Here is a 21,197-nt window from a genome sequence, read left to right on the forward strand (position 1 = left end):
GCACTCATCCCTTTGCTTCGCTGCCGGTCAGTTGCCAGGCAGGTTTGCGCTTTTCCGCAAAGGCGGACTGCCCTTCCTTGCCTTCATCACTCCGGTTGAGCTCCGAAAATTTTGCCGCGGAAAAACGGACCATTTCCTCTTCGGGAAGCGAGCCGACTTTCAGCATGATGGCCTTGGTCGCCGCGTTCGCCTTGGGCCCGCACCGAAGCACCCGCGCCACCACATCTTCAAGTGTCGTATCGATATCCTCATCCGCGCATAAATACTGTGCGATCCCGTACTCAAAAGCTTTCGCGCCGTCGAACCGCTCACCGGTAAGCGCAAGCTGACGCGCGCGGGTCAGGCCAATGCGCTTTACCACATAAGGTGCTATTTGCGCCGGGGCCACACCCAACGTTGTCTCCGGCATGCCCATGCGCGCGCCTTCCGCCACAATCGTGATATCTGCAAGGCAGGCATACCCCATGCCGCCACCAAATGCAGATCCTTCGACGACCGCAATCGTCGTTTGCGGCAGATGCTCGAATTTGAGAAAGGCCATACCGGCGGCCGCATTCCGTTCCATTATCGGATCACTATCTACCGTCACGATATCGTCGGCCATGTTGCGGCGTTCCTTGATATCCCCGCCGGCGCAGAAATGTCCGCCTGCGCCGCGAAGCACGACCACCCTCACCTCCGGCGTTGCCTCCAGCCAGTCGACGACCGCCGCGAACTCCGCCCCCATCTGGCTGTTGATGGCATTGCGCTGATCCGGCCGGTTGAAAATCAGGTTGAGGCGCGGTCCCGCCACCTCAAGCTTGAGAAATTCACATACAGGTAGTTCATGCATTTTCTTATTCTTTCTTTTTCGCATTACCCGCCTTTTATAAGTCGGTCAGGTATCTTTTAAACATAGCCTTAAACTGATCGATTTGCAGCGAAACTTTTTCCTCACTCCCGGCAATCATATTTGTCAGTGCGAGACCCCGCAGCGCGATAAGCAGCATCCGCCGCCAGGACTGTATTTCTTCCCGGCTTCGTCCACTATCGGCAAAAACGGTCTGCCAGACAATATCTCTTTGCCGCTCCAAATCCGCCAGGGTCGATGAAATCGCGTCTTCGAATTCGGGATCCTGTCGCCCCCGGACGGCAATCTCTATGAACGCAGTATAGTTTCCCCCACGAAATCCGCGCCAATAATCTTCCACAACCCGGTCTATCCGCTCTTTAAGGGGCAGCCGCGCCAGTTCCACCGCATCAAGATGCTTACTGAGACGGTCGGCAATTTCAACGATGCTCGCGATGAGAAGGGATTTCGGGCAGTCAAAATGATACTGGATCGCCCCGCGAGTCAGGCCAGCCTCGCGCGCCACTTCCTCCATGGTGAGAAGCCCTGCCCCCTTTTCATGAAGCAGTTTGATCGTCGCATCGACCAGGCGCCGCCGGGTTTCAACGCGCCGTTCTTTCTGGCTTCGCCGCCGCCTGTTATCCATGCGTGCCATGCCATGCAAAATCTCTGTGGTAGGCAAAGGAGAATTTCATGCCCGACGTCCGTTATCACATTTATCATTTGTAACATTCATGCATGAATGTTAGTATCATTGAACCAAAAAAACAATCCCATTCGGGACCGGGGTTAGAAAATATTCCTCGGAATAATAAAGCCGGACGCCATGCAGTTCACCCAAGAACATCGAGAACTTACCGAAAGTCTGAAAAAATTCATCGAGGCGGAAATAAATCCCCATGTCGACGAGTGGGAGGAGGCCGAGCAGTTCCCGGCCCATGAGCTTTTCAAGAAAATGGGCGACATGGGTTTTCTCGGGATCAGCAAACCCTCCGAATATGGGGGCAGCGGGCTCGACTATTCCTATGAAGCCGTCGCTTCCGAAGCCCTCGGCTATATCGCTTGCGGCGGCGTCGCCATGGCGATCGGCGTGCAAACGAATATGTCGACACCGGCGCTTGCCCGCCATGGGTCGGATGAACTTCGCCGGAATTTCCTCGCGCCTGCGATCAAGGGGGAGATGGTCGGCTGTATCGGCGTGACCGAGGCGGCGGCCGGATCAGACGTCGCCAGCCTGAAAACGACAGCCCGCAAGGACGGCGATGACTATGTGATCAATGGCTCGAAGATGTATATCACCAACGGGCTACAGGCGGACTGGATATGCCTCCTTGCCAATACCGGCGACGGGCCCGTTCACAAGAATAAATCGCTGATCATTATTCCGATGGATAGTCCGGGCATCACGAAGCACAAAATCCGCAAGATCGGCATGATGTCCTCCGATACCGCGCAGCTTTTCTTCGATGATGTGCGTGTCCCGCAGCGGAACCTTATCGGCGAGGAGGGTCGTGGCTTTATCTATCAGATGCAGCAGTTCCAGGAAGAGCGGTTGTTCGCCGCCGCCCGAGGTCCCCGCGTTATGGAAGAGGCGATCAATGAGACAATCAACTATACCCGGGAGCGACAGGCGTTCGGTAGGTCAATCCTCGACAACCAGGTGGTGAATTACCGCCTTGCGGAACTGCAAACGGAAGTCGAGGCGCTCAGAGCCCTTACCTATCACGCCGTTGACCTTTATGTTTCGGGTGAGGATGTCAACAAGCTCGCCTCCATGGCGAAGCTGAAAGTCGGGCGATTGCAGCGCGAGGTGATGGATAGTTGCCTGCAATATTGGGGCGGACAGGGATATATGTGGGAATCCTCCATCTCCCGGAAATTCCGCGATTTCCGCCTCACCTCGATCGGCGGCGGCGCGGACGAAGTCATGCTGAAGGTAATAACCAAGCTGATGGGAATTTCACCGGATTGAGGGATCGGAAAATTGACCTTCCGATTCAAACCCGCAGAATCTAAGCGTGGGCGTCTTGGCGGCGCTCGTTTGCTTCCGACCGAAGACGCCAGACTTCAGATCAGACGGCGGCTGCTAGATAGCTGGCCTGATTGATCGCCCGCTTGGCATCAAGCTCCATCGCCTCATAGGCGCCACCGACAAGATCGGCCTCGATGCCCAGCTCGACAAGCTGGTCGAAAAGATCGCGCAAGGGCAACTGCCCGGCGCAAATGATCACCGTATCCACATCCAGGATTTCATACTGGTCATTAATCCGAAGATGAAGCCCCTGATCGTCGATCTTGAGATACTCGACCCCGTTGATCATCTTGACGCCACGACGGGCGAGTGTAATCCGGTGGGTCCAGCCCGTCGTCTTGCCAAGTCCACGTCCGACGGGCGTCGTTTTGCGTTGCAGAAGAGTGACTTCCCGATCCGCCCGGGCGACAATGGGTTCAACACCGGTGACCCCGCCGCGCGGATGGTTTTCGAAATCGATCCCCCATTCCTTCGCGAAGATATCGACATCAAGCGCGGAAGATTTACCGGCGTGGGTGATTTTTTCGGCAACGTCAAACCCGATCCCGCCCGCGCCCATGATCGCGACTTTCCGGCCCACCGGCTTCAGGCCCTTGATCACATCGATATAGCTGACAGCCTTGGGATGGTCGATGCCTTCGATATCGGGCATGCGCGGGGAAATACCAGTGGCGACAACGACCTTGTCGAAACCGCCATCTGCCAGCATGTCTGCGGTGGCTTTCTTATTAAGCCGGAGATCGATTTTCCGTTTCTCGATCATTTTGTTGAAATAGCGAATGGTCTCATAAAACTCTTCCTTGCCCGGAATCCGCTTGGCCAGATTGAACTGCCCGCCAATCTCCGATGCGGCGTCAAAGAGAGTCACCTGATGGCCCCGCCGCGCCGCAACTTCGGCATATGCCAGCCCCGCCGGACCCGCCCCGACAACGGCAATTTTCTTTGCCGCTGTCGTCGGTTCGTAATTCAGCTTGGTTTCATGGCAGGCGCGCGGGTTGACGAGACAGCTCACTTCCATTCCATTGAATGTATGATCGAGGCAGGCCTGGTTGCAGGCGATACAGGTATTGATTTCGTCCTCCCGGCCCTCGAACGCCTTCTTCACGAGATCGGCGTCTGCCAGCATTGGCCGCGCCATCGAGACGATGTCTGCATCCCCCCGCGCAAGCACCGCTTCGGCAACATCCGGCATATTGATGCGGTTACTGGTGATCAGTGGGATAGTGAGTTCTTTTTTAAGGCGGCCGGTTACCTGTGTGAATGCCGCCCGGGGCACCATGGTTGCTATCGTCGGCACCGCCGATTCATGCCAGGTGAAATGCGTGCTGATGATATTGACACCAATTTCTTCCATTCTCCTGGCAAGTAGAACAATTTCCTCCCAGGACATCCCGCCTTGCAGCATGTCCATCGCCGCAATACGGAAAATCAGGATGAAATTCGGTCCGACAGCCTCGCGAATCCGGCGCATCACCTCAAGGGGAAAGCGCATGCGATTTTCGTATGAACCGCCCCATTCATCGGTCCTGAGGTTGGTTTTTTCGACCAGAAAGGTGCTCAGCAGATAGCCGGCCGAGCCAATAACTTCGACGCCGTCATATCCGGCCTTTTGGGCACAAACCGCACAATTCACGATATCACTGATCTGCTTTTCAATTCCCGCCGCATCAAGCTCGCGCGGCGTATGGCTGGCGATACGGGAACGGACCGCCGACGGGGCCACCGGATTCTCGTTGCGCGCAAGCGGCCCCATATGCAGGATCTGCATGCAGATTTTCACCTCAGGATCGGCGCCATGAACAGCCTCCGTTACAAGGCGGTGTTCCGCGACCTCGTCATCGTTGGAGAGCTTGGCGCCGGCGCCGCCTTCCAGATTGGGAGAAATGCCGCCGGTAATGATCAGTCCAACGCCGCCGCGCGCCCGCTCGGCGAAATAGGCGGCCATCCGCTCAAATCCGTTTTCCAGCTCTTCAAGACCGGTATGCATGGATCCCATAAGGGCGCGGTTCTTGATCGTGGTGAAGCCAAGGTCGAGCGGCGAGAAAAGGATTGGGTATTTGCTATGCGTCATTTTTTCTTCCAAGCTTTTTATCGGGCTTACGCATGTCGGGTTCCGGGTGCGGGCGGATTGCGCGCGGGCCCGGCGAAACATTGCGCGACGGACATCCACCGCGTCGCGATATCTCCGGTAACTTTCAGGTTGGTATCGGCGACATTGCGGGTCTGCGTAACGACCTGACAGAATTCCGCCGCGTCACCCTCAATTTTATCCGTCGCGTTTTCCGGATTCCATTCCCAAATCGCACCGGAGGGCGCTGTCAGACGAACATGGGGGACCGGCTCCGGCACGTCTTCCTTGCGATTGATGAAGGTCCAGCCAAAGGTATTCATTCCCATAACCGCAATGCTTTTTATCAAGTCCCTGTTCACCCGTTCGACCCCGAGCAAATCGTATATTTCCTGGGCGTGCGACCATGTTTCCATTAGACGGGCGGAAATGCTGGAGCGCGCGCTCATGCTGGGACCCACCCATTGCAGCCGCTGTTTTGGATCGGCCGCGTAAAACCGGTCGGCCATCGCCACATAATATTCCCGCCAGGCATCCCGGAGTGCGACGCCTTTCAGGCCATTCAACATCTGGTCCGTCGATGCGACGAGCGAGCCAGTTTTTTCCTGGATCGCCTTCAGTTCACCGTAGACGCGCCTGAATTCCGGCTCGTCCGAAAGGGTAAGGTCGGCGACATAATTGAAGAAATGCAAATGCTGGATGACGTCATTGACCGTCCAGTCGCGGAACAGCGTCACCCGGTCGTAATCGGCATCGCCAAGTGGTTCAATCAGCTGATAAAGGGCTTCGCTTTCATCCCTGAAATCATAGGCTTCTTTCAACATCGGCTCGGTTTCCTTCCCTTTTCATTTATTTTCCGTCGTCGTCCGCCGCTTCGATCTCAAAGAGAAGATCACCGACGGATACCTGGCTCGCCGCCGACGCAATCACTTCCTGAACGACGCCCGCCACCTCGGCTAGGATATCATGCTGCATCTTCATCGCCTCCAGTACCGCCAGCCGCGTGCCTACCTCAACCGTGTCACCGATTTTTACGAATACCTCCAGCAACGTGCCATGCATCGGCGCACTCACCTGCCCGCTTCCGGCCGCCGTTACCGCGGTCAGAGGAAAGGCAATTTCATTGACGAACCGCAGCGTTTTGCCATCGTCCGTAATGTCCAGCACGCCGTCGGACGGGGCTTCGCAATGCAGGCGCTTGCGAGTGCCGTCGACGGTCAGTTGTGCGCGTGACTTGCTCCGTCCCATAACCTCGACAAAATGCGGTGTTTCCCCGACAACGACATCGTAGCCGCCTGTGCGCTTGGGCGACACCGTCACGTCCGTCCTGTTCTCATCGGCGCCGAAAACATAGCGTGTCAGCAAAGCCCCGCCGCTCGACCAATCCATCAGCTGATCGCTCGCGAATAGTGCTTCCGCCTTCGCACGGTCCCGCTCTATCTGGTAAAATAATACGGCTGCCATCGCCATTTCGGCCTCCGTCGGTGTCTTCGCGGCAAGACGGTCCGCGTCGAAGAGATCGCCGATGAAGGCTGTCGTCGCCTGCCCTTTCGCAAAGGTTTCCTCATTCAATATATCGATGAGGAACCCGCGATTTGTCGTCAGGCCGAAAAGAACCGTATTCTTAAGTGCCTCGATAAGGCGATGCCGGGCGACTTCCCTGTTCTCGCCGTATGCGATTACCTTGGCGATCATCGGGTCGTAAAAGGGAGAAATCTCCTGGCCCTCGTCAATGCCCGCGTCAAAGCGGATGCCGTCCCCTTCTTCGGGCTGCCAGATCGAAATTCTACCGGTGCAGGGAAGGAAATCCTGCGTCGTGTCTTCGGCATAAAGACGGACTTCTATCGCATGTCCCTGAAGTTTCACTTCGGATTGCTCAAGATCGAGAGGCTCCCCTTGCGCAACCTGAATTTGCAGGGACACGAGATCAAGCCCGGTGACGAGCTCTGTCACAGGATGCTCGACCTGAAGGCGGGTGTTCATCTCGAGAAAGTAGAAGTTGTTTTCCGCATCAAGCAGGAACTCGACAGTACCCGCACCACGGTAATCAATGCTCCGCGCCGCTTCCACCGCGGCCGCGCCCATCTTTACGCGAAGTTCCGGCGTCATGACCGGACAGGGTGCTTCCTCGACCACTTTCTGGTGCCGTCTCTGGACGGAGCAATCACGCTCGCCCAAATGAATGACGTTGCCATGACTGTCAGCGAAAATCTGGATCTCAACGTGACGTGGCTCGACAATCGCCTTTTCGAGAATAAGTTCGTCAGAGCCAAACGCGTTGAGGGCTTCCGACCGCGCGGAACCCAACGCACCGGCAAGTTTCTTTTCCTCATGAACGAGTCGCATGCCACGTCCGCCGCCGCCCGCAGCCGCCTTCACCATGATCGGAAATCCGATCTTCTTTGCGGCGGCTATCAAGGTCGCATCGGACTGATCCTTATCTTCATAGCCCGGGACGCAGGGCACGCCCGCCGCAATCATTCGCCGTTTTGCCGCCGCCTTGTTCCCCATCAGATCGATCGCCTCGGCGGTCGGGCCGATAAACACGATCCCGGCCGCTTCGCAGGCGCGCGCAAAGTCAGCGATTTCGGAGAGGAAGCCATAGCCCGGATGGATCGCCTCGGCACCCGCTTCCCTGGCGGCGGCCAATATTTTCGCGCTGTCCAAATAGGATTGTTGCACCGGCGCAGGCCCGATCAGCACCGCCTCATCCGCCATCCGTACATGCAGCGCGGCGGCATCCGCCTCTGAATAAACGGCGATGGTCCGATAGCCGAGGCTTTTGGCCGTCTTCATCACCCTGACCGCTATTTCGCCCCTGTTGGCAACCAGTATGCTGTTAAATTTTCTCATTTTTCCGGGCCTACCTGTTCTTTTTCATGGTTCTTTACGGAGTCTGCCCGAGATTAAAGCCGGCCAACACCGAAGCTGTTGGGCTGCAGGGTTCTGTTGCGCGCCTCCCAGCAGGTCTGCAACGCAAAACCGATGACCTTCCGGCTGTCACGCGGATCGATGACACCTTGATCCAGAAGACGGCCCGATGTGTAGAAAGCGTCCGCCTGATTGTCGAAATGTTCGATTAGACGCTTTTTCTGCGCGGCCAACGCCTCTTCATCAACCGGAACACCCTTTCGCTCCGCGCCGCTTCTGGCGACCTGATCCATGGTGAGCGCCGCTTGCTCGCCGCCCATCACGCCGGTCTTGGCATTTGGCCACGCGAACAGGAAGTCCGGCTCATACGCAAGGCCGGCCATACCGTAATTCCCGGCGCCGAAGCTCGCCCCAATATAAAGCGTTATTTTTGGCACGCGGACGTTGGAGACCGCCTGGATCATTTTCGATCCATGCTTGATCATTCCCTTATGCTCATATTCCTTGCCGACCATGTAGCCGGTGATGTTGTTGAGGAAGACAAGCGGTATATTCGCCTGATCGCAAAGCTGGAAAAACTGCCCGCCCTTGGCCGCGCCGTCGGGATCGATCGGGCCGTTATTGCCGACGATACCACAAGCCTGCCCGAAGATACTCGCCTGCAGGCAGACAAGGGTGGAGCCATAGCGCGGCTTGAATTCCTCGAAGTCCGATCCGTCGACAAGCCGGGCAACAACCTCGCGGACATCATAGGGTTTGCGGTAATCTACCGGAACGACGCCGGCTATTTCATCGGGATCATATAACGGCTCCGCGAAATTTTTAATCTCCGGCTTTGGGCATTTGTCATTCCAGCCGAGGCGGCCGATGATATCGCGGGCAATAAGTAGGCCATTTGCATCATCCTCGGCAAGATACTCGACAAGACCTGTCGTGGTCGCATGCATCTCCGAGCCTGCAAGTTCCTCATCATCGGAAATTTCCCCCGTCGCCGCCCGCACAAGCGCCGCGCCGCCAAGGGACGCCCGGCCACGCCCCTTGATACCGATCACATAATCACTCATGCCCGGCAAGTACGCGCCGCCGGCCGTCGACGGACCATGCAAAACGACGAAGGTCGGGATACCGGCCGCGCTCAGCTTCGCGAGCCGCTGAAATCCCCCGCCACCATGGGCCCAGGATTCCACCTGGTACTTCAGAAGGTTGGCGCCCGCGCTCTCCACCAGATGAACAAAGGGGAGTTTCTTGTCGATCGCGATATCCTGGCAGTTTCGAAGCTTCTCGCCCGATTTCTGGGTCATGGCACCGGCATTGATGCCGCTGTCGCTGACGCAGATCATACAGCGGACACCTTTGATAAAACCGATTCCGGCAAGCGAACTCGCGCCGGGTATGCTTTTCTCGCGGTCATTTGTATCAACGCAGTAATTGGCAAGGCCGAACAGTTCCAGAAACGGCATCCCCGGATCGAGCAGCCGCACCAATCTCTCGCGCGGCGTGAGTTGTCCGCGCTCCTCAAACCGGTCGCGCCGGCGCTCGGACAATTGCTTTGCCCGGTCCTTTAACGCATGAAGCTCGTCAACAAGCGCCAGCATTTCCTGGCGGTTGGTTGCAAAACTGTCGGAGGAGGTGACGATTTTGGAAGTGAAAACGGCCATTCAGAACTCCCGATTTTTATTTTTTTCTTTCTTGAATAGCATAGGAAAGTCTGGACCGTTAAGCAAAAAATCCGAATTGCCGGCGGCGCGCTGAATTTTCTGGCGTTAGGCGGACAGTCGTTTTACACTAAGGCCGGTCCGGTTGGACAGCGCGGGAAAAACCAAAGAAAAACCCTGCGACAAAAAATGTGGCACTAAGAAAAAATAAAAAAGGAGCCTCTCCAAATGGAAGTAGGAATATTGGCCTACGGGGGATATATCCCGCAAAGCCGATTGCAACGCAGCGAAATCGCCAAAGCACATGCATGGTTCAACCCCGGATTGAAGGGGCTGGCCAAAGGCGAGCGCGCGATGGCGAACTGGGATGAAGACAGCGTAACCATGGCAGTGGAGGCCGCGCGGGACTGTCTTGCCGACTCTGATCGTGATCAGGTTTCCGCCGTCTATATGGCGTCAACAACCTTTCCGTTCACGGACCGTCAGAATGCAGGGATCGTCGCCGATGCCCTCAATCTGAAAAGCAGTCTTCAGACGCTCGATTTCGCATCGTCGCAGCGGGCCGGGACCGCGTCTCTTTCCGTCGCCCTGCAGGTTGCCAAGGGAGGCAGTGGACCCATCCTCTTCACGGCGGCAGAAAAACGCAAAACCCGTGCAGCAAGCCCGCTTGAAATGACATCAGGCGATGGCGCCGCGGCCTTTCTGGTCGGACAGGGCAAAGTCATCGCCCGTCTTCTCGGATCGCATACAGAAGCCGTCGATTTCGTCGATCATTTCCGCGGCGAAAACGAAGACTTCGATTACAGTTGGGAAGAACGCTGGATCCGTGATGAAGGCTATCTCAAGATCGTTCCGGCGGCCATTTCCGCGCTTCTTAATGAAACAGGCGTGAAGCCGGAAGACATTACGACTTTCTGCTTTCCGGTCGCGGCCCGCGGGGTCGCGGGGGCGATTGCCAAGAAAATCGGTCTTCCTGAAAGTGCGGTCGCGGACAATCTTCAGGAAAATTGCGGCGAAACGGGGACCGCGCATTCAGTGGTCATGCTGGCGCTGGCGCTTCAGAACAGCAAGCCAGGCGACAAAATTCTCGTCGCGAGCTTTGGTCAGGGCAGCGATGCGCTCCTGTTCGAAGTGACAGAGGAGATAAAAACTCTCTCGCCGCGCAGAGGCGTTTCCGGCTATCTCGCCCGTCGTTATCCGGAAACCAACTACAGCAAGTTTCTTGCCTTCCACGACCTCGTCAATCTGGAGCGGGGCATTCGGGCGGAAACGGACAAGAAAACCGGCCTGACGACGCTCTATCGGAACAAGGGGATGGCGCAGGCAATGGTGGGCGGCAAATGCTCCCAATGCGGGACCGCTCAGTTTCCGAAATCCAATATGTGCGTCAATGAAAACTGCGGCGCGATCGGCACACAGGAAGATTATCCCTTCGCGGAGCGTATTTCCAAGGTGAATTCCTTTACCGCCGACCGGCTGACCTACTCTCCGGACCCACCCGCCTATTACGGCATGATTCAGTTCGAGGAGGGCGGCCGCCTGATGAGCGATTTCACGGACATTTCACCGGAAACCGACATCAAGGTGGGAATGCCCATGCGGATGATGTTCCGGATCAAGGATTATGACAACAAGCGCGGGTTCAGGCGCTATTTCTGGAAAGCGGCCCCGGCAGGCGCTTCAAACAAAGGAGAATAACGATGGCCTCAGGAATTAAAGACAAGGTTGCCATACTGGGCATGGGCTGCTCGCGTTTTGGCGAACGCTGGAACGACAATGCCGAAGATCTGATGATCGAGGCCTATGTCGAAGCCCTCGCGGATGCCGGTATCGAGAAAAGCCAGATCGAAGCCGCCTGGCTCGCGACGGCCATTGAAGAAGAACATGTGGGGAAATCCGCGGTTCCGCTTTCGATGGCCCTGCGCCTTCCCAATATACCGGTCACACGCGTGGAAAACTACTGCGCCAGCGGGTCGGAAGCCTTCCGCGGCGCCGTCTATGCCGTCGCGTCGGGTGCCTGCGATATTGCCCTGGCTCTCGGCGTCGAAAAGCTGAAAGACACAGGATATGGCGGCCTGCCGCAGCGCAACCGCGGCTCCGTCAATGATCTTTTCTGGGCAAATGCCTCTGCCCCGGGTTCCTTTGCGCAGCTCGCCTCCGCCTATTCGGCGAAGCACGGGGTCAGCAAGGAAGATATGAAACGGGCGATGGCCCATATCTCCGTCAAGAGCCATGACAACGGATCGAGAAACCCGAAGGCGCATCTTCGCAACAAGATCAACGAAGACAGGGTCATGAACGCGCCGATGATTGCGGAACCGCTCGGGCTGTTTGACTGCTGCGGAGTGAGCGACGGGTCTGCCTGTGCGATTGTCACGACGCCGGAGATCGCCCGGTCCCTCGGCAAGACGGACCTTATTACCGTGAAGGCGTTGCAGCTTTCCGCCTCAAACGGCACGGAATCGCAGCACAATTCCTGGGACGGCAGCTATTTCGTCACCACGCGGGCAGCCGCCAACCGCGCCTATAAGGAAGCGGGCATCACCAAGCCGCGCGACCAGATCAGCATGTTCGAGGTTCATGACTGCTTCTCCATCACCGAACTCGTGACTATGGAGGATCTGTACATTTCCGATGAAGGCAAGGCGGTAAAGGATGTCATGGACGGTTTCTATGACGCGGACGGCAAGGTGCCGTGCCAGATTGACGGCGGCCTCAAATGCTTCGGCCATCCGATCGGCGCATCGGGTCTTCGCATGATCTATGAAATGTATCTGCAGATGCAGGGCCGCGCGGGCGAGCGTCAGCGCAGTGAGGAGCCGGTTTTCGGGATGACCCACAATCTCGGCGGCTTCCCGCACCAGAACGTCTGTTCGATCACTATTGTTGGAAAAGAAGGCGCATAATTCTTTTCCTTGACCTCTTCAGGCTGCCTCCACTCCCGGGCAGCCTGAAGAATATTTAAAGAGTGCTCAAGCGGATTTGCGAAGATCCCCGATCTCTTCTTTCAGAACCCTCTTCAAAACCTTCCCCGTCGCGTTCCGCGGCAGTTCCGTTTTAAACACCACATGTTTCGGGATCTTGTAACGCGCAAGCTTGTCCTGACAGAAGAGGATTACGTCGTCTGCGGCCAGCGTCTGATCCGGCGCCACGACAACCACGGCGCAACCGACTTCGTCCCATCGATCATCCGGCACACCGATAATGGCAACATCGGCGATCTCCGGCATCTTGAACAGCACGCTTTCAATTTCCGCGGGATAGACGTTTTCTCCGCCGGAGATATACATGTCCTTCCAGCGATCGACGACATAGTAATTCCCCTCCTCGTCGACCCGGCAGGCATCGCCGGTATGCAGCCAGCCATCAGTTATCGTCGTGGCGTTCGCGTCCGGCCGGTTCCAGTAGCCGGGAGTAATGTTCGGTCCCTTTACCCAGAGTTCTCCGGTTTTTCCTTGCGGGACGTCATTGCCGTTTTCATCGACAATGCGCGCTTCAGCATTCATGGCGAGTTTGCCGGCGGAGCCAGGCTTGCCGAACGCCATCGCCGCATCCTGAACCGTCACCGTCGGGCTCGTCTCCGTCATGCCGTAGCCTTGCTGCAACGCCAGGCCGCGCGACTTGTAGATTTCCAGAAGCGGCACCGGCGTCGGGGCCCCGCCAACACCGGCGCAGACAAGACGCGATAACTCCGTTGTCTTGAAATCGGGATGCTGGCTCATGAAGAGATAGTTTGCCGGCACGCCGAAGAAATGGGTCAGGCCGACCTCCGGGTCATTGATCAGCCGAAGGCATTCGCCGGGATCGAAAGCACGCATGACCAGTGTCGTTCCGCCAAAATAAAGTGCAACCGAGCTGTAGCAGTTGAGCCCGCCCGTATGGAACAGCGGCAGAATGGTGAGCGTCTTGGCATTCGGGGTAAAATAGGTCGGCACGCCCAGATTAACGGCGTTGTAAAACGCCATGCCATAGGTGTTCATCGCACCCTTGGGCAGGCCCGTCGTTCCCGAGGTATACATGATGGTCCAGACATCGTCATGGGTGACGGTGGCGAGAACGGGAGACGGGCTCGCGGCGGCAATCGCCGCTTCATAGGGCGTATTTCCGCCGCCGCCCGTGGTCTCCAACGTATAAGGTACACCGGTCTTTTCTTTTAGCTCTTTTATTTCGGTCGCAAATTGCCTGTCATGGATCAGAACGTCCGGCGCCGCGTCCCGGATGATGAAATCGAGCTCACTGACCGTCAGACGCCAGTTGAGAGGAAGGAATATCGCGCCTATCTTGGCACAAGCCGCCTGGATTTCCAGCATATCCGTGGAATTCATGGCAAGGACACCGATCCGGTCGCCCTTCTCTACCCCGCAATTCCTCTGGAAATGTACCGCGAGGCGCAGGGCCCGGTCATTCGCCTCCCGGTAGGTGAAATGCCGGTTCGAATGCAGGTCTACCCAGACGTCCTTATCCGGTATTCTTTCGGCATGATGGGCCAGCCAGTCATAATGCGTTACGCTCATATTTCCCTCCCGATCGCATTTTTGTTCGATTTTTTGTCTTTATATCTGCATCTGACGCGCAACAAGGTCACGCATGATCTCCTCCGATCCGCCGCCGATCGCCATCACCCGAACTTCCCGGTAAATCCGCTCCACCCGGCAACCCCGCATGTACCCCGCGCCCCCCAGGATCTGCATGGCTTCACGCGCGCAGAATTCCATGGTCTGGCTGGCCTGAACTTTCAACAGGGAAAGGTCGGCGACCGGCCGTTCACCAGCCTGCACACGAAGGGCGCATTGTTCCAGATAGGCTTGCGTCGCATTGATCTTGCGGGCCATCTCGGCGAACTTGTGGCGGATCACCTGATGATCGGCGAGCCTTTTGCCAAAGGTCATGCGCTCGCGGGCCCAGGTCAGCGCGTCTTCAAGGCATACCCGCGCGGCGGCATTGGCCCCCGCCGCCATCCCCAGCCTCTCGCTGTTGAAATTGGTCATGATGCCGATGAAACCCCGGTTTTCCTTTCCGATCAGGTTACTTTTCGGAACCCGGACATCATCGAAATAAAGCGCCGCCGTATCGGACGCCCACCACCCCTGCTTTTTGAGCGGTGTGCGGGTGAATCCCGGCCGATCGCGCTCTATCAGAAGCAGGGAGACACCGTCCTTCCCTTCGCTGCCGGTGCGGACTGCCACGGTGTAATAGTCGGCGCGCATACCGCCTGTTATGAACATCTTCGATCCGTTGACGATATAGTCATCGCCATCGGCGACAGCGCGTGTCTTGAGGTTGGCGACATCGGAGCCACCTGACGGCTCGGTGATCGCGAGCGCATGGATTTTTTCGCCCGCGAGCACTGCCGGCGCAATCCTGCGTTTCATCTCATCCGAACCGGTCGCGAAAATCGGCGGCAGGCCGATGCTGTGGACCATCAGGCTTGCGTTGATACCGCCGGCGCCGATACGGGCCAATTCTTCAGAGGTGATAATATTGAAAAACGCGTCAACGGGCGTACCGCCATATTCCGCCGGATAGCCGAGCCCCAAAAGCCCAACGGCTGCCGCCTTTTTGTAAAGGTCCCGCGGAAACTCTCCCGCCTCATCCCAGTCGTCCACATGGGGGATGATCTCCTGATCGACAAAGGCACGAAGCGCCGCGCGCCAGGCATGATGATCTTCGGTATAATGGGGACCATGATAGCGATGGTCGAAGTCAAACGGGTTTTCTCCGTTTTCATAGGAGGGGGCCATTCGCTTGTTCCTTCTTCTTCTTTTAGCCTGTCCGTCTTGGCGCGGAAATCGCTTTATGCGCACATCATGCCCGTTTTCTCGGATTTGTAAAAGGCCTTCGCATAGCGGCATAACGCAAGGCATTTGAAACCCGGCCGATATCGCCGTAAGATGACCGGAAACAATAATAATCCTCTTATTGGAAAGGGACTTTCATCGTGACCCATAGCTGCTTCGACGTTCAGATCGCCAATGACATCGCCCATATCATCTTGAACCGGCCGGACAAACGGAACAGCATGGTGCCGGCATTCTGGACGGAATTGCCCGCAATTATCCGGGATATCGACGATAATGCGAAAGCGAGGGTGATTGTCATCTCCTCGACCGGTCCGCACTTTACGTCCGGTCTTGACGTCAGTTCCTTTCAGCAGGCCGAGATCACCGATCCGTCGGAGAAAAGAGCCGCGCGCATTCGCTCAGGCGCCGACTTTTACGGGACCGTCAAGAATATGCAGCAGTCCTTCACGGCGCTTGAAGACTGCCGCGTGCCGGTCCTCGTTGCCATCCAAGGCGGCTGTATCGGCGGCGGCGTCGACCTAATCACGGCATGCGATATGCGATATGCGACGGAGGATGCCTTCATAACGATTTTCGAGACGAATATCGGTATGACCGCTGACGTGGGCACATTTCCGCGCATTTCGAAACTCATTGCGGATGGCGTGGCGCGGGAACTCGCCTACACGGGGCGGCGCATGACGGCGGGCGAAGCGAAGGAAGTCGGCCTCGTCAACCGTGTTTTCAAAGATCACACGGCCATGATGAAAGGCGTGATGGAGATTGCGGCAGAAATCGCCAGCAAAGCGCCGCTCGCGATTATGGGATGCAAGCGGCTGATGAATTATTCTCGCGATCATACGGTCCAGGACGGTCTGGATTACATCGCGATCTGGAACGCCAGCATGTTGCAGCGGGAGGAAATTTTCGAGGCGATGAAAGCCAATGCCGAGAAACGGCCCGGGAAATTCGTCGATCTGCCGCCCGTCAAAAAACATATTGGCTAGACGTCGCGGCCGGATTATACCCGTTTCCCTTCGGGCTGGATGGCGATCCCGACAGGACTCGAACCTGTTACCTCAAGATTAGGAATCTTGCGCTCTATCCTGATGAGCTACGGGACCGTTTCCCGGGTTTAGCAGAGAGCTTTTTTTCGCGCCAGAGAAAAATAAGCCCCCGTCACCGTCCGGCGGCGACGGGGATTTAGCGATATCAATCTGACGTCAACACGCAATTCTTGGCAAAGTCGGCCGCTTCATTGGCGGACCAGTCACCTTTCGGCTTTTCCTTCATGGCTTCACACCATTCCTTGCTTCCGACTTCCGGATCGCAGGCGGCAAGCCCGAGCGCGAACAGGGACAATAGAGCAATGCTTAAGATTTTTTTGGCCATGAGTTCCCCCGAATAGGCATAAAAAAAGGCGGGGTGCAACTATGCACCCCGCCCCGTCAGTTCGTCAAGATTACTTGCCTTCGACGGTGATTACCACACGACGGTTAGCCGCGTTCTTGACACCATCTGCGGTCTGGACTTTCAGGTCCTTCTTACCGTAGGAGCGCATGATAATACGCTTCGGCTCCATGCCCATATCCATGCCCATGAAGGCAACAGCTTCGGCACGGCGTTCACCGAGCTTGTCGTTATATTCAACGCTACCGACCGTATCGGTGTAACCGGCGATCGTAATCTGCGGATCCTTGAATTCCTTCATATATTCCGCAGCAGCCTTGATTTCTGCATCAGAGCCAGGCAGCGGCGTGGCCGAATCGAAGTCGAAATTCACTTCAAAGGATTTCGGCGCCATCATCATGGGCTTCTTTTTCTCGATGACGACAACTTTTTCCTCAACAACAACCACAGGCGCCATGGCTTTTTCGATTTCTTCTATCGCAAGAACAAAAGCGTCACGGCACGCGGCAATGTCTTTCGGCTGGAAGTTTTCTTCCTGCTCCTGCACCCAGCAATCAAAGCTGGTTTGCGCTTTGGCCGCCTGCAACGGCAGCTTTTCAGCAGCACCTGCACCGAGAGCCGCCATCAAACGCTCACGAGCGCCAGCAAGAACCGGTTCACGGTCCTTCGGAAGCTTCCACTCTTCAGGATGATAGGGATCAACCTGTTCCCCGCGCGTCGCGGCCATTGCCTTTTCAGCAAAGCGATCAGAATCGATATAGTCACCTTCCTGATATTCGGATTTAGCAAGCTCGATATAGCCGGCATAAAGCGCCTGCTGGAACTCGGTGCCGCTGGGGCTCAGCCGCTCGGCCTGCTCCAGTTTTCCGCCACATGCAGCGAGCACGAGCGAGGCGGCGCCAATCATTGCGAATTTAATCGTGTGTTTCATTATCTTCCCCTCAACCCTTGTTAATGGCGCAACTCAATTTGCCCCAACTATGGTTAATACTAGTACGTCGCAGAACTGCAAACAATAGGAATTGCCATTCGTTACCCTGAAATAGGGGGTTTACTAAAGTTTTCAACTCCTAAAATATAAATATTTGAAGGAAGTTAGGTATAAAAATTGACTGAAATGCGGCAACTATTGTCCATTATTATGGTTTCAACACTTAAAATTATGAAACCTTCGCAATTGTCTCTTTGCGTCCGATATCCCGGACAAAAACCGCAGAGGCGGCAATCATCACCGCAGATCCGGCAAGACAGGCTTCGACGCCGCCTGCCTGGTACAGCAGACCGGAAAAAAGTGTGCCCATCAGGCGCCCGCCGGCATTCGCCATATAGTAAAACCCGACATTAAGCGTGGTGTTCTCCACCTCGGAGATCGCCAGGATAAGATAGGAATGGAGCGATGAATTGATGGCGAAACATATTCCGAAAACGGCAAGCCCGCCGATGATCGCCGCGGCAAATATGAGAAATCTGTCGGCGGGACTTGCATAGAGGCTGCCAAAATAGATAATCCCGGCAATCAGCAAAGGGACAACGGCAAGGGCGGCCGCCCAGCGTGAAGCGGCCCGAATCTCCGACGTCAACCCATCGGCCGATTTCCGGATAAAGCGCGGCGTGATCGCCTGAACAAACCCGTAGGCGATAACCCAGGCCGCCATAAAGGTTCCAATCTCTGTAAACCCCCAGCCGAGCACTTCCTGAAGGAAAAGTGGCACACCGACGACAAACCAGATATCCCGTCCGCCGAACAGGAAAAAACGGGCCAGCGCTATAAAATTGATATCCCGGGTTTTCGAGAAGATCCGCGAAAAGGGTGGTTTTGATTTCACCTCACCTTCGAGCCGACGCAGCAACAAATAGGAGAGGACCAAGATCACGATCAGCCCCGCCCCCATGAGTACCAGCGCATCTTCAAATCCGACACTTGAGAGCAAAACGCCGCCCAGGAAAAAACCTAATCCTTTCAGGGCATTCTTGGAGCCCGTCAGCGCCGCTACCCATCTGAACAGGAGGGAATTACTGTTATCGGGAACGAGTATTCTGATCGAGGATTTCGCGCTCATTTTCGTGAGATCCTTGGCGATCCCCGAAAGGCCTTGCGAGAGAAACACGTATAGTACGGAGAATTCCTTCGACCAGCCGGCATCCAGTTGCGACAGCATGAACAGCGCGGCGATCTGCAGCCATAGTCCGGCGTAGAGCGTGAAGCGCAGGCCAAGCCTTACGGCAATCCAGCCGCCCATAAGATTGGTGACGACCCCGAAGAATTCATAGAGAACGAAAAGCGCCGCAAGCTCGATCGGGGTATACCCAAGCGTATGAAAATGCAGGAGGACGAGCATCCGAAGGGCACCGTCGGTCAGCGTCAAGCCCCAATAGGCGCTTGTTACAACCGCATAGTCACGCAGTGCCCTCATCGCAAGCTTCCCGCGACTTTCTCGGCCAACTCCCGTAGCCGCCAGACATATCCCATTTCATTGTCATACCAGGCCAGCAGCTTGACCTGCGTCTCGTTCACCACCATCGTCGAAGGAGCGTCCAGTATGGCCGAACGCCTGTCATTCAGAAAATCCGCTGAGACCAGCGGACGCGTCTCAAAGCCGAGAATATTTTCGAGAGTGGTGCGGCTTGCAACTTCGAAATAGCCGTTCACTTCCTCGACCGTCGTCGGCCTTTCAACCTCCAGCACGCAATCCGTAATCGACGCATTCAACAGAGGCACGCGAACAGCTATGCCGTTCAGTTTTCCGGAAAGCTCCGGATAGATCATCGAGATCGCCTTGGCCGAGCCCGTGGATGTCGGAATCAGGGAATTCAACGCGGAACGTGCGCGGCGGAGATCCTTATGCGGCGCATCGACGATCACCTGCGTGTTGGTCACGTCATGTATCGTCGTGATCATGCCGTGCCGGATACCGATATTCTCCTGCATTACCTTGATCAACGGCGCAAGACAATTTGTCGTGCAGGAGGCGTTCGTCAGAATATGATGCGACGCGGCGTCATACAAATGGTCATTAACGCCCATCACGATATTCAGATCAGCATCCTTCACGGGCGCCGCGACAATCACTTTCTGAACAGAACCGGAGAGATAGTCCGCAAGGACCTTGCGCGATTTGAATTTGCCGGTGCATTCAATGACGACATCGACGCCCCGCTCATTCCAGGGGATTTCCGCGGGATCGGCAAACTCTGAATATGTCATGGTAAAGGCGCCTGCCCTCAGCCGGTCGCCGTCGCAATCAACGGGGATACCGAAACGCCCATGAACGCTGTCGAATTCCAAGAGATGGGCCGCCGTGGCAAGCCCGCCCTTAACTTCATTGATATGGACCACCTCGAAAGCCGGTGCCCCGTCCTTCACCATCGCCTGTTCAAGCGCCGCGCGTAGAAACAGGCGGCCCATGCGGCCGAAGCCATTTATACCGATCCGAACCGTCATTTAATCACCATTCTCACAGCCTAATACATCCGCGTCGCATCCTTGTGCGACCGGGCTTTAATTTGGACAATAATCGCGGCATGTTACAACTTTATGTCAAGTTTTCTATGGACAATACCGGAGTGAAACTTGTCTACTCCTTAAATAACGCTTCTTTGAAAAACAACGAAATTTATGGCGCATTCTCATTCTCACGCCGACGGTGACAATTCGGCACATGATCATACTCACGACCACACACCGAAGGTGACGGCGGATAGCGAACGGCGAATTTTCTGGGTGATGTGCCTGACCGGCGGTTACATGATCCTGCAGGCCCTTGGCGGACTGCTCGCAGGGTCTCTCGCCCTGATCGCCGATTCCGGGCATATGCTGTCCGACACTGCGGCCCTCGGTCTCGCCTGGTTCGCCTTTCGACTCGCCTCCAAGCCCGCGGACAGCAAGCGATCCTACGGTTATCACCGCTTTCAGATACTTGCGGCCTTCACGAACGGGCTGACATTGTTTTTTATCGCCGGCTGGATCGTGATAGAGGCGATTGACCGCCTGATATATCCGGGTAATGTGCTGGGCGGGCCGATGCTGGTGGTGGCCTGCGGCGGACTCGTAATCAATATCGCTGGCTTTTACCTACTTCACAGGGGAGACCGCGAGAACGTCAATATGCAGGGGGCGCTCTTGCATGTCATGGGGGATCTGCTGGGATCCATCGCCGCCATAGCTGCGGCTGTGATCATCCTCTTCACCGGCTGGATGGCCGCCGATCCGATCCTATCCATTCTGGTCGCGGTGATAATTCTTAAAAGCGCCTATGGCCTTGTACGCCGGTCTGGCCATATCCTCCTGGAGGGAACGCCGGATCATCTCGACATGGAGCTGATCCGGGAAAAGCTGATCGCCTACCTGCCGCAGATACTCGACGTCCACCATATGCATGCCTGGTCGCTGACCGCCGAAAAGCCGATCATTACCATGCATGTGCAGACCGAACCGTCCGCCGATCTGGAAACAACCCTCCGTGCCATTAATGTTTTCCTGCTCTCGGAATTTGAAATCGATCATGCGACGGTGCAGATCGAGCATGGCAATTGCGCGACGGGAAATTAGGCG

General features: G+C 56.2%; 17 protein-coding genes and 1 tRNA gene. 5 read left to right on the forward strand and 13 right to left on the reverse strand.

What is annotated here, in order from left to right:
• Positions 1-4 precede the first annotated feature (4 nt).
• Both GQF03_RS13230 and GQF03_RS13235 read right to left on the reverse strand, forming a co-directional pair.
• Complete coding sequence (locus GQF03_RS13230; RefSeq protein WP_161339774.1) at positions 5-832, reverse strand: enoyl-CoA hydratase/isomerase family protein; 828 nt, start codon at positions 830-832, stop codon at positions 5-7.
• 34 nt (positions 833-866) lie between these two features.
• Entirely contained in the window at positions 867-1,484 is a 618-nt protein-coding gene (locus GQF03_RS13235; RefSeq protein ID WP_161339775.1) for a TetR/AcrR family transcriptional regulator, read from the reverse strand.
• Between the two features lie 171 nt (positions 1,485-1,655).
• Between GQF03_RS13235 and GQF03_RS13240 the strand changes: the two genes are divergently transcribed.
• Positions 1,656-2,801: an acyl-CoA dehydrogenase family protein gene (locus GQF03_RS13240; RefSeq protein WP_161339776.1), complete on the forward strand. Its 1,146-nt coding sequence runs from the start codon at positions 1,656-1,658 to the stop codon at positions 2,799-2,801.
• A 100-nt stretch (positions 2,802-2,901) separates the two neighbouring features.
• Here GQF03_RS13240 and GQF03_RS13245 read toward each other — a convergent pair whose 3' ends face one another.
• Genes GQF03_RS13245 through GQF03_RS13260 form a run of 4 tightly spaced genes read right to left on the reverse strand, consistent with a single transcriptional unit; the run spans position 2,902 to position 9,458 of the window.
• The gene (locus GQF03_RS13245; protein WP_161339777.1) at positions 2,902-4,932 is read right to left on the reverse strand and encodes an NADPH-dependent 2,4-dienoyl-CoA reductase; all 2,031 of its coding nucleotides are present in this window, start codon (positions 4,930-4,932) and stop codon (positions 2,902-2,904) included.
• A gap of 26 nt (positions 4,933-4,958) precedes the next feature.
• Positions 4,959-5,753 carry a TIGR03084 family metal-binding protein gene (locus GQF03_RS13250; RefSeq protein ID WP_206376001.1) on the reverse strand — a complete coding sequence of 265 codons (795 nt, stop codon included), beginning with the start codon at positions 5,751-5,753 and terminating at the stop codon, positions 4,959-4,961.
• 25 nt (positions 5,754-5,778) lie between these two features.
• Entirely contained in the window at positions 5,779-7,782 is a 2,004-nt protein-coding gene (locus GQF03_RS13255; protein WP_161339778.1) for an acetyl/propionyl/methylcrotonyl-CoA carboxylase subunit alpha, read from the reverse strand.
• A gap of 53 nt (positions 7,783-7,835) precedes the next feature.
• On the reverse strand, positions 7,836-9,458 hold the full coding sequence (locus tag GQF03_RS13260; RefSeq protein ID WP_161339779.1) for an acyl-CoA carboxylase subunit beta: 1,623 nt from the start codon (positions 9,456-9,458) through the stop codon (positions 7,836-7,838).
• A 225-nt stretch (positions 9,459-9,683) separates the two neighbouring features.
• Between GQF03_RS13260 and GQF03_RS13265 the strand changes: the two genes are divergently transcribed.
• Both GQF03_RS13265 and GQF03_RS13270 read left to right on the forward strand, forming a co-directional pair.
• Entirely contained in the window at positions 9,684-11,153 is a 1,470-nt protein-coding gene (locus GQF03_RS13265; RefSeq protein WP_161339780.1) for a hydroxymethylglutaryl-CoA synthase family protein, read from the forward strand.
• Between the two features lie 2 nt (positions 11,154-11,155).
• The gene (locus GQF03_RS13270; protein WP_161339781.1) at positions 11,156-12,361 is read left to right on the forward strand and encodes an acetyl-CoA acetyltransferase; all 1,206 of its coding nucleotides are present in this window, start codon (positions 11,156-11,158) and stop codon (positions 12,359-12,361) included.
• A 66-nt stretch (positions 12,362-12,427) separates the two neighbouring features.
• On the opposite strand, the gene GQF03_RS13275 is transcribed toward GQF03_RS13270, so the two are convergent.
• Positions 12,428-13,969: an acyl-CoA synthetase gene (locus GQF03_RS13275; protein WP_161339782.1), complete on the reverse strand. Its 1,542-nt coding sequence runs from the start codon at positions 13,967-13,969 to the stop codon at positions 12,428-12,430.
• 39 nt (positions 13,970-14,008) lie between these two features.
• Positions 14,009-15,196 (reverse strand): acyl-CoA dehydrogenase family protein, encoded by a 1,188-nt coding sequence (locus tag GQF03_RS13280; protein ID WP_161339783.1) that lies wholly within the window; start codon positions 15,194-15,196, stop codon positions 14,009-14,011.
• A 197-nt stretch (positions 15,197-15,393) separates the two neighbouring features.
• On the opposite strand from GQF03_RS13280, the gene GQF03_RS13285 reads away from it, so the two are divergent.
• The gene (locus tag GQF03_RS13285) at positions 15,394-16,242 is read left to right on the forward strand and encodes a crotonase/enoyl-CoA hydratase family protein (RefSeq protein WP_161339784.1); all 849 of its coding nucleotides are present in this window, start codon (positions 15,394-15,396) and stop codon (positions 16,240-16,242) included.
• A 40-nt stretch (positions 16,243-16,282) separates the two neighbouring features.
• Here GQF03_RS13285 and GQF03_RS13290 read toward each other — a convergent pair.
• From GQF03_RS13290 to GQF03_RS13310, 5 genes are all read right to left on the reverse strand, one after another.
• Positions 16,283-16,359, reverse strand: a tRNA-Arg gene (locus GQF03_RS13290).
• 88 nt (positions 16,360-16,447) lie between these two features.
• The gene (locus tag GQF03_RS13295) at positions 16,448-16,627 is read right to left on the reverse strand and encodes a DUF3012 domain-containing protein (protein ID WP_161339785.1); all 180 of its coding nucleotides are present in this window, start codon (positions 16,625-16,627) and stop codon (positions 16,448-16,450) included.
• A 70-nt stretch (positions 16,628-16,697) separates the two neighbouring features.
• Positions 16,698-17,576, reverse strand: a complete 879-nt coding sequence (locus GQF03_RS13300; protein WP_161339786.1) for an OmpA family protein — start codon at positions 17,574-17,576, stop codon at positions 16,698-16,700.
• A 229-nt stretch (positions 17,577-17,805) separates the two neighbouring features.
• Positions 17,806-19,059: an organoarsenical effux MFS transporter ArsJ gene (gene arsJ / locus GQF03_RS13305; RefSeq protein WP_161339787.1), complete on the reverse strand. Its 1,254-nt coding sequence runs from the start codon at positions 19,057-19,059 to the stop codon at positions 17,806-17,808.
• Entirely contained in the window at positions 19,056-20,087 is a 1,032-nt protein-coding gene (locus GQF03_RS13310; protein WP_161339788.1) for an ArsJ-associated glyceraldehyde-3-phosphate dehydrogenase, read from the reverse strand. Before GQF03_RS13310 ends, arsJ begins: the two co-directional genes overlap by 4 nt.
• A gap of 174 nt (positions 20,088-20,261) precedes the next feature.
• On the opposite strand from GQF03_RS13310, the gene GQF03_RS13315 reads away from it, so the two are divergent.
• The gene (locus GQF03_RS13315) at positions 20,262-21,194 is read left to right on the forward strand and encodes a cation diffusion facilitator family transporter (RefSeq protein ID WP_161339789.1); all 933 of its coding nucleotides are present in this window, start codon (positions 20,262-20,264) and stop codon (positions 21,192-21,194) included.
• Positions 21,195-21,197: the final 3 nt, after the last annotated feature.

Origin of the sequence: Sneathiella chungangensis, from assembly GCF_009882935.1 — a bacterium.
Classification (GTDB): domain Bacteria; phylum Pseudomonadota; class Alphaproteobacteria; order Sneathiellales; family Sneathiellaceae; genus Sneathiella; species Sneathiella chungangensis.

Bases quoted from the DNA above. Each gene is read 5' to 3' on its own strand.
- GQF03_RS13270 (WP_161339781.1), top strand. From the start codon at position 11,156: ATGGCCTCAGGAATTAAAGACAAGGTTGCCATACTGGGCATGGGCTGC.
- GQF03_RS13295 (WP_161339785.1), bottom strand. From the start codon at position 16,627: ATGGCCAAAAAAATCTTAAGCATTGCTCTATTGTCCCTGTTCGCGCTC.
- GQF03_RS13310 (WP_161339788.1), bottom strand. From the start codon at position 20,087: ATGACGGTTCGGATCGGTATAAATGGCTTCGGCCGCATGGGCCGCCTG.
- GQF03_RS13250 (WP_206376001.1), bottom strand. From the start codon at position 5,753: ATGTTGAAAGAAGCCTATGATTTCAGGGATGAAAGCGAAGCCCTTTAT.
- GQF03_RS13265 (WP_161339780.1), top strand. From the start codon at position 9,684: ATGGAAGTAGGAATATTGGCCTACGGGGGATATATCCCGCAAAGCCGA.
- GQF03_RS13240 (WP_161339776.1), top strand. From the start codon at position 1,656: ATGCAGTTCACCCAAGAACATCGAGAACTTACCGAAAGTCTGAAAAAA.
- GQF03_RS13255 (WP_161339778.1), bottom strand. From the start codon at position 7,782: ATGAGAAAATTTAACAGCATACTGGTTGCCAACAGGGGCGAAATAGCG.
- arsJ (WP_161339787.1), bottom strand. From the start codon at position 19,059: ATGAGGGCACTGCGTGACTATGCGGTTGTAACAAGCGCCTATTGGGGC.
- GQF03_RS13280 (WP_161339783.1), bottom strand. From the start codon at position 15,196: ATGGCCCCCTCCTATGAAAACGGAGAAAACCCGTTTGACTTCGACCAT.
- GQF03_RS13275 (WP_161339782.1), bottom strand. From the start codon at position 13,969: ATGAGCGTAACGCATTATGACTGGCTGGCCCATCATGCCGAAAGAATA.
- GQF03_RS13300 (WP_161339786.1), bottom strand. From the start codon at position 17,576: ATGAAACACACGATTAAATTCGCAATGATTGGCGCCGCCTCGCTCGTG.
- GQF03_RS13235 (WP_161339775.1), bottom strand. From the start codon at position 1,484: ATGGCACGCATGGATAACAGGCGGCGGCGAAGCCAGAAAGAACGGCGC.
- GQF03_RS13230 (WP_161339774.1), bottom strand. From the start codon at position 832: ATGCATGAACTACCTGTATGTGAATTTCTCAAGCTTGAGGTGGCGGGA.
- GQF03_RS13315 (WP_161339789.1), top strand. From the start codon at position 20,262: ATGGCGCATTCTCATTCTCACGCCGACGGTGACAATTCGGCACATGAT.
- GQF03_RS13260 (WP_161339779.1), bottom strand. From the start codon at position 9,458: ATGGCCGTTTTCACTTCCAAAATCGTCACCTCCTCCGACAGTTTTGCA.
- GQF03_RS13245 (WP_161339777.1), bottom strand. From the start codon at position 4,932: ATGACGCATAGCAAATACCCAATCCTTTTCTCGCCGCTCGACCTTGGC.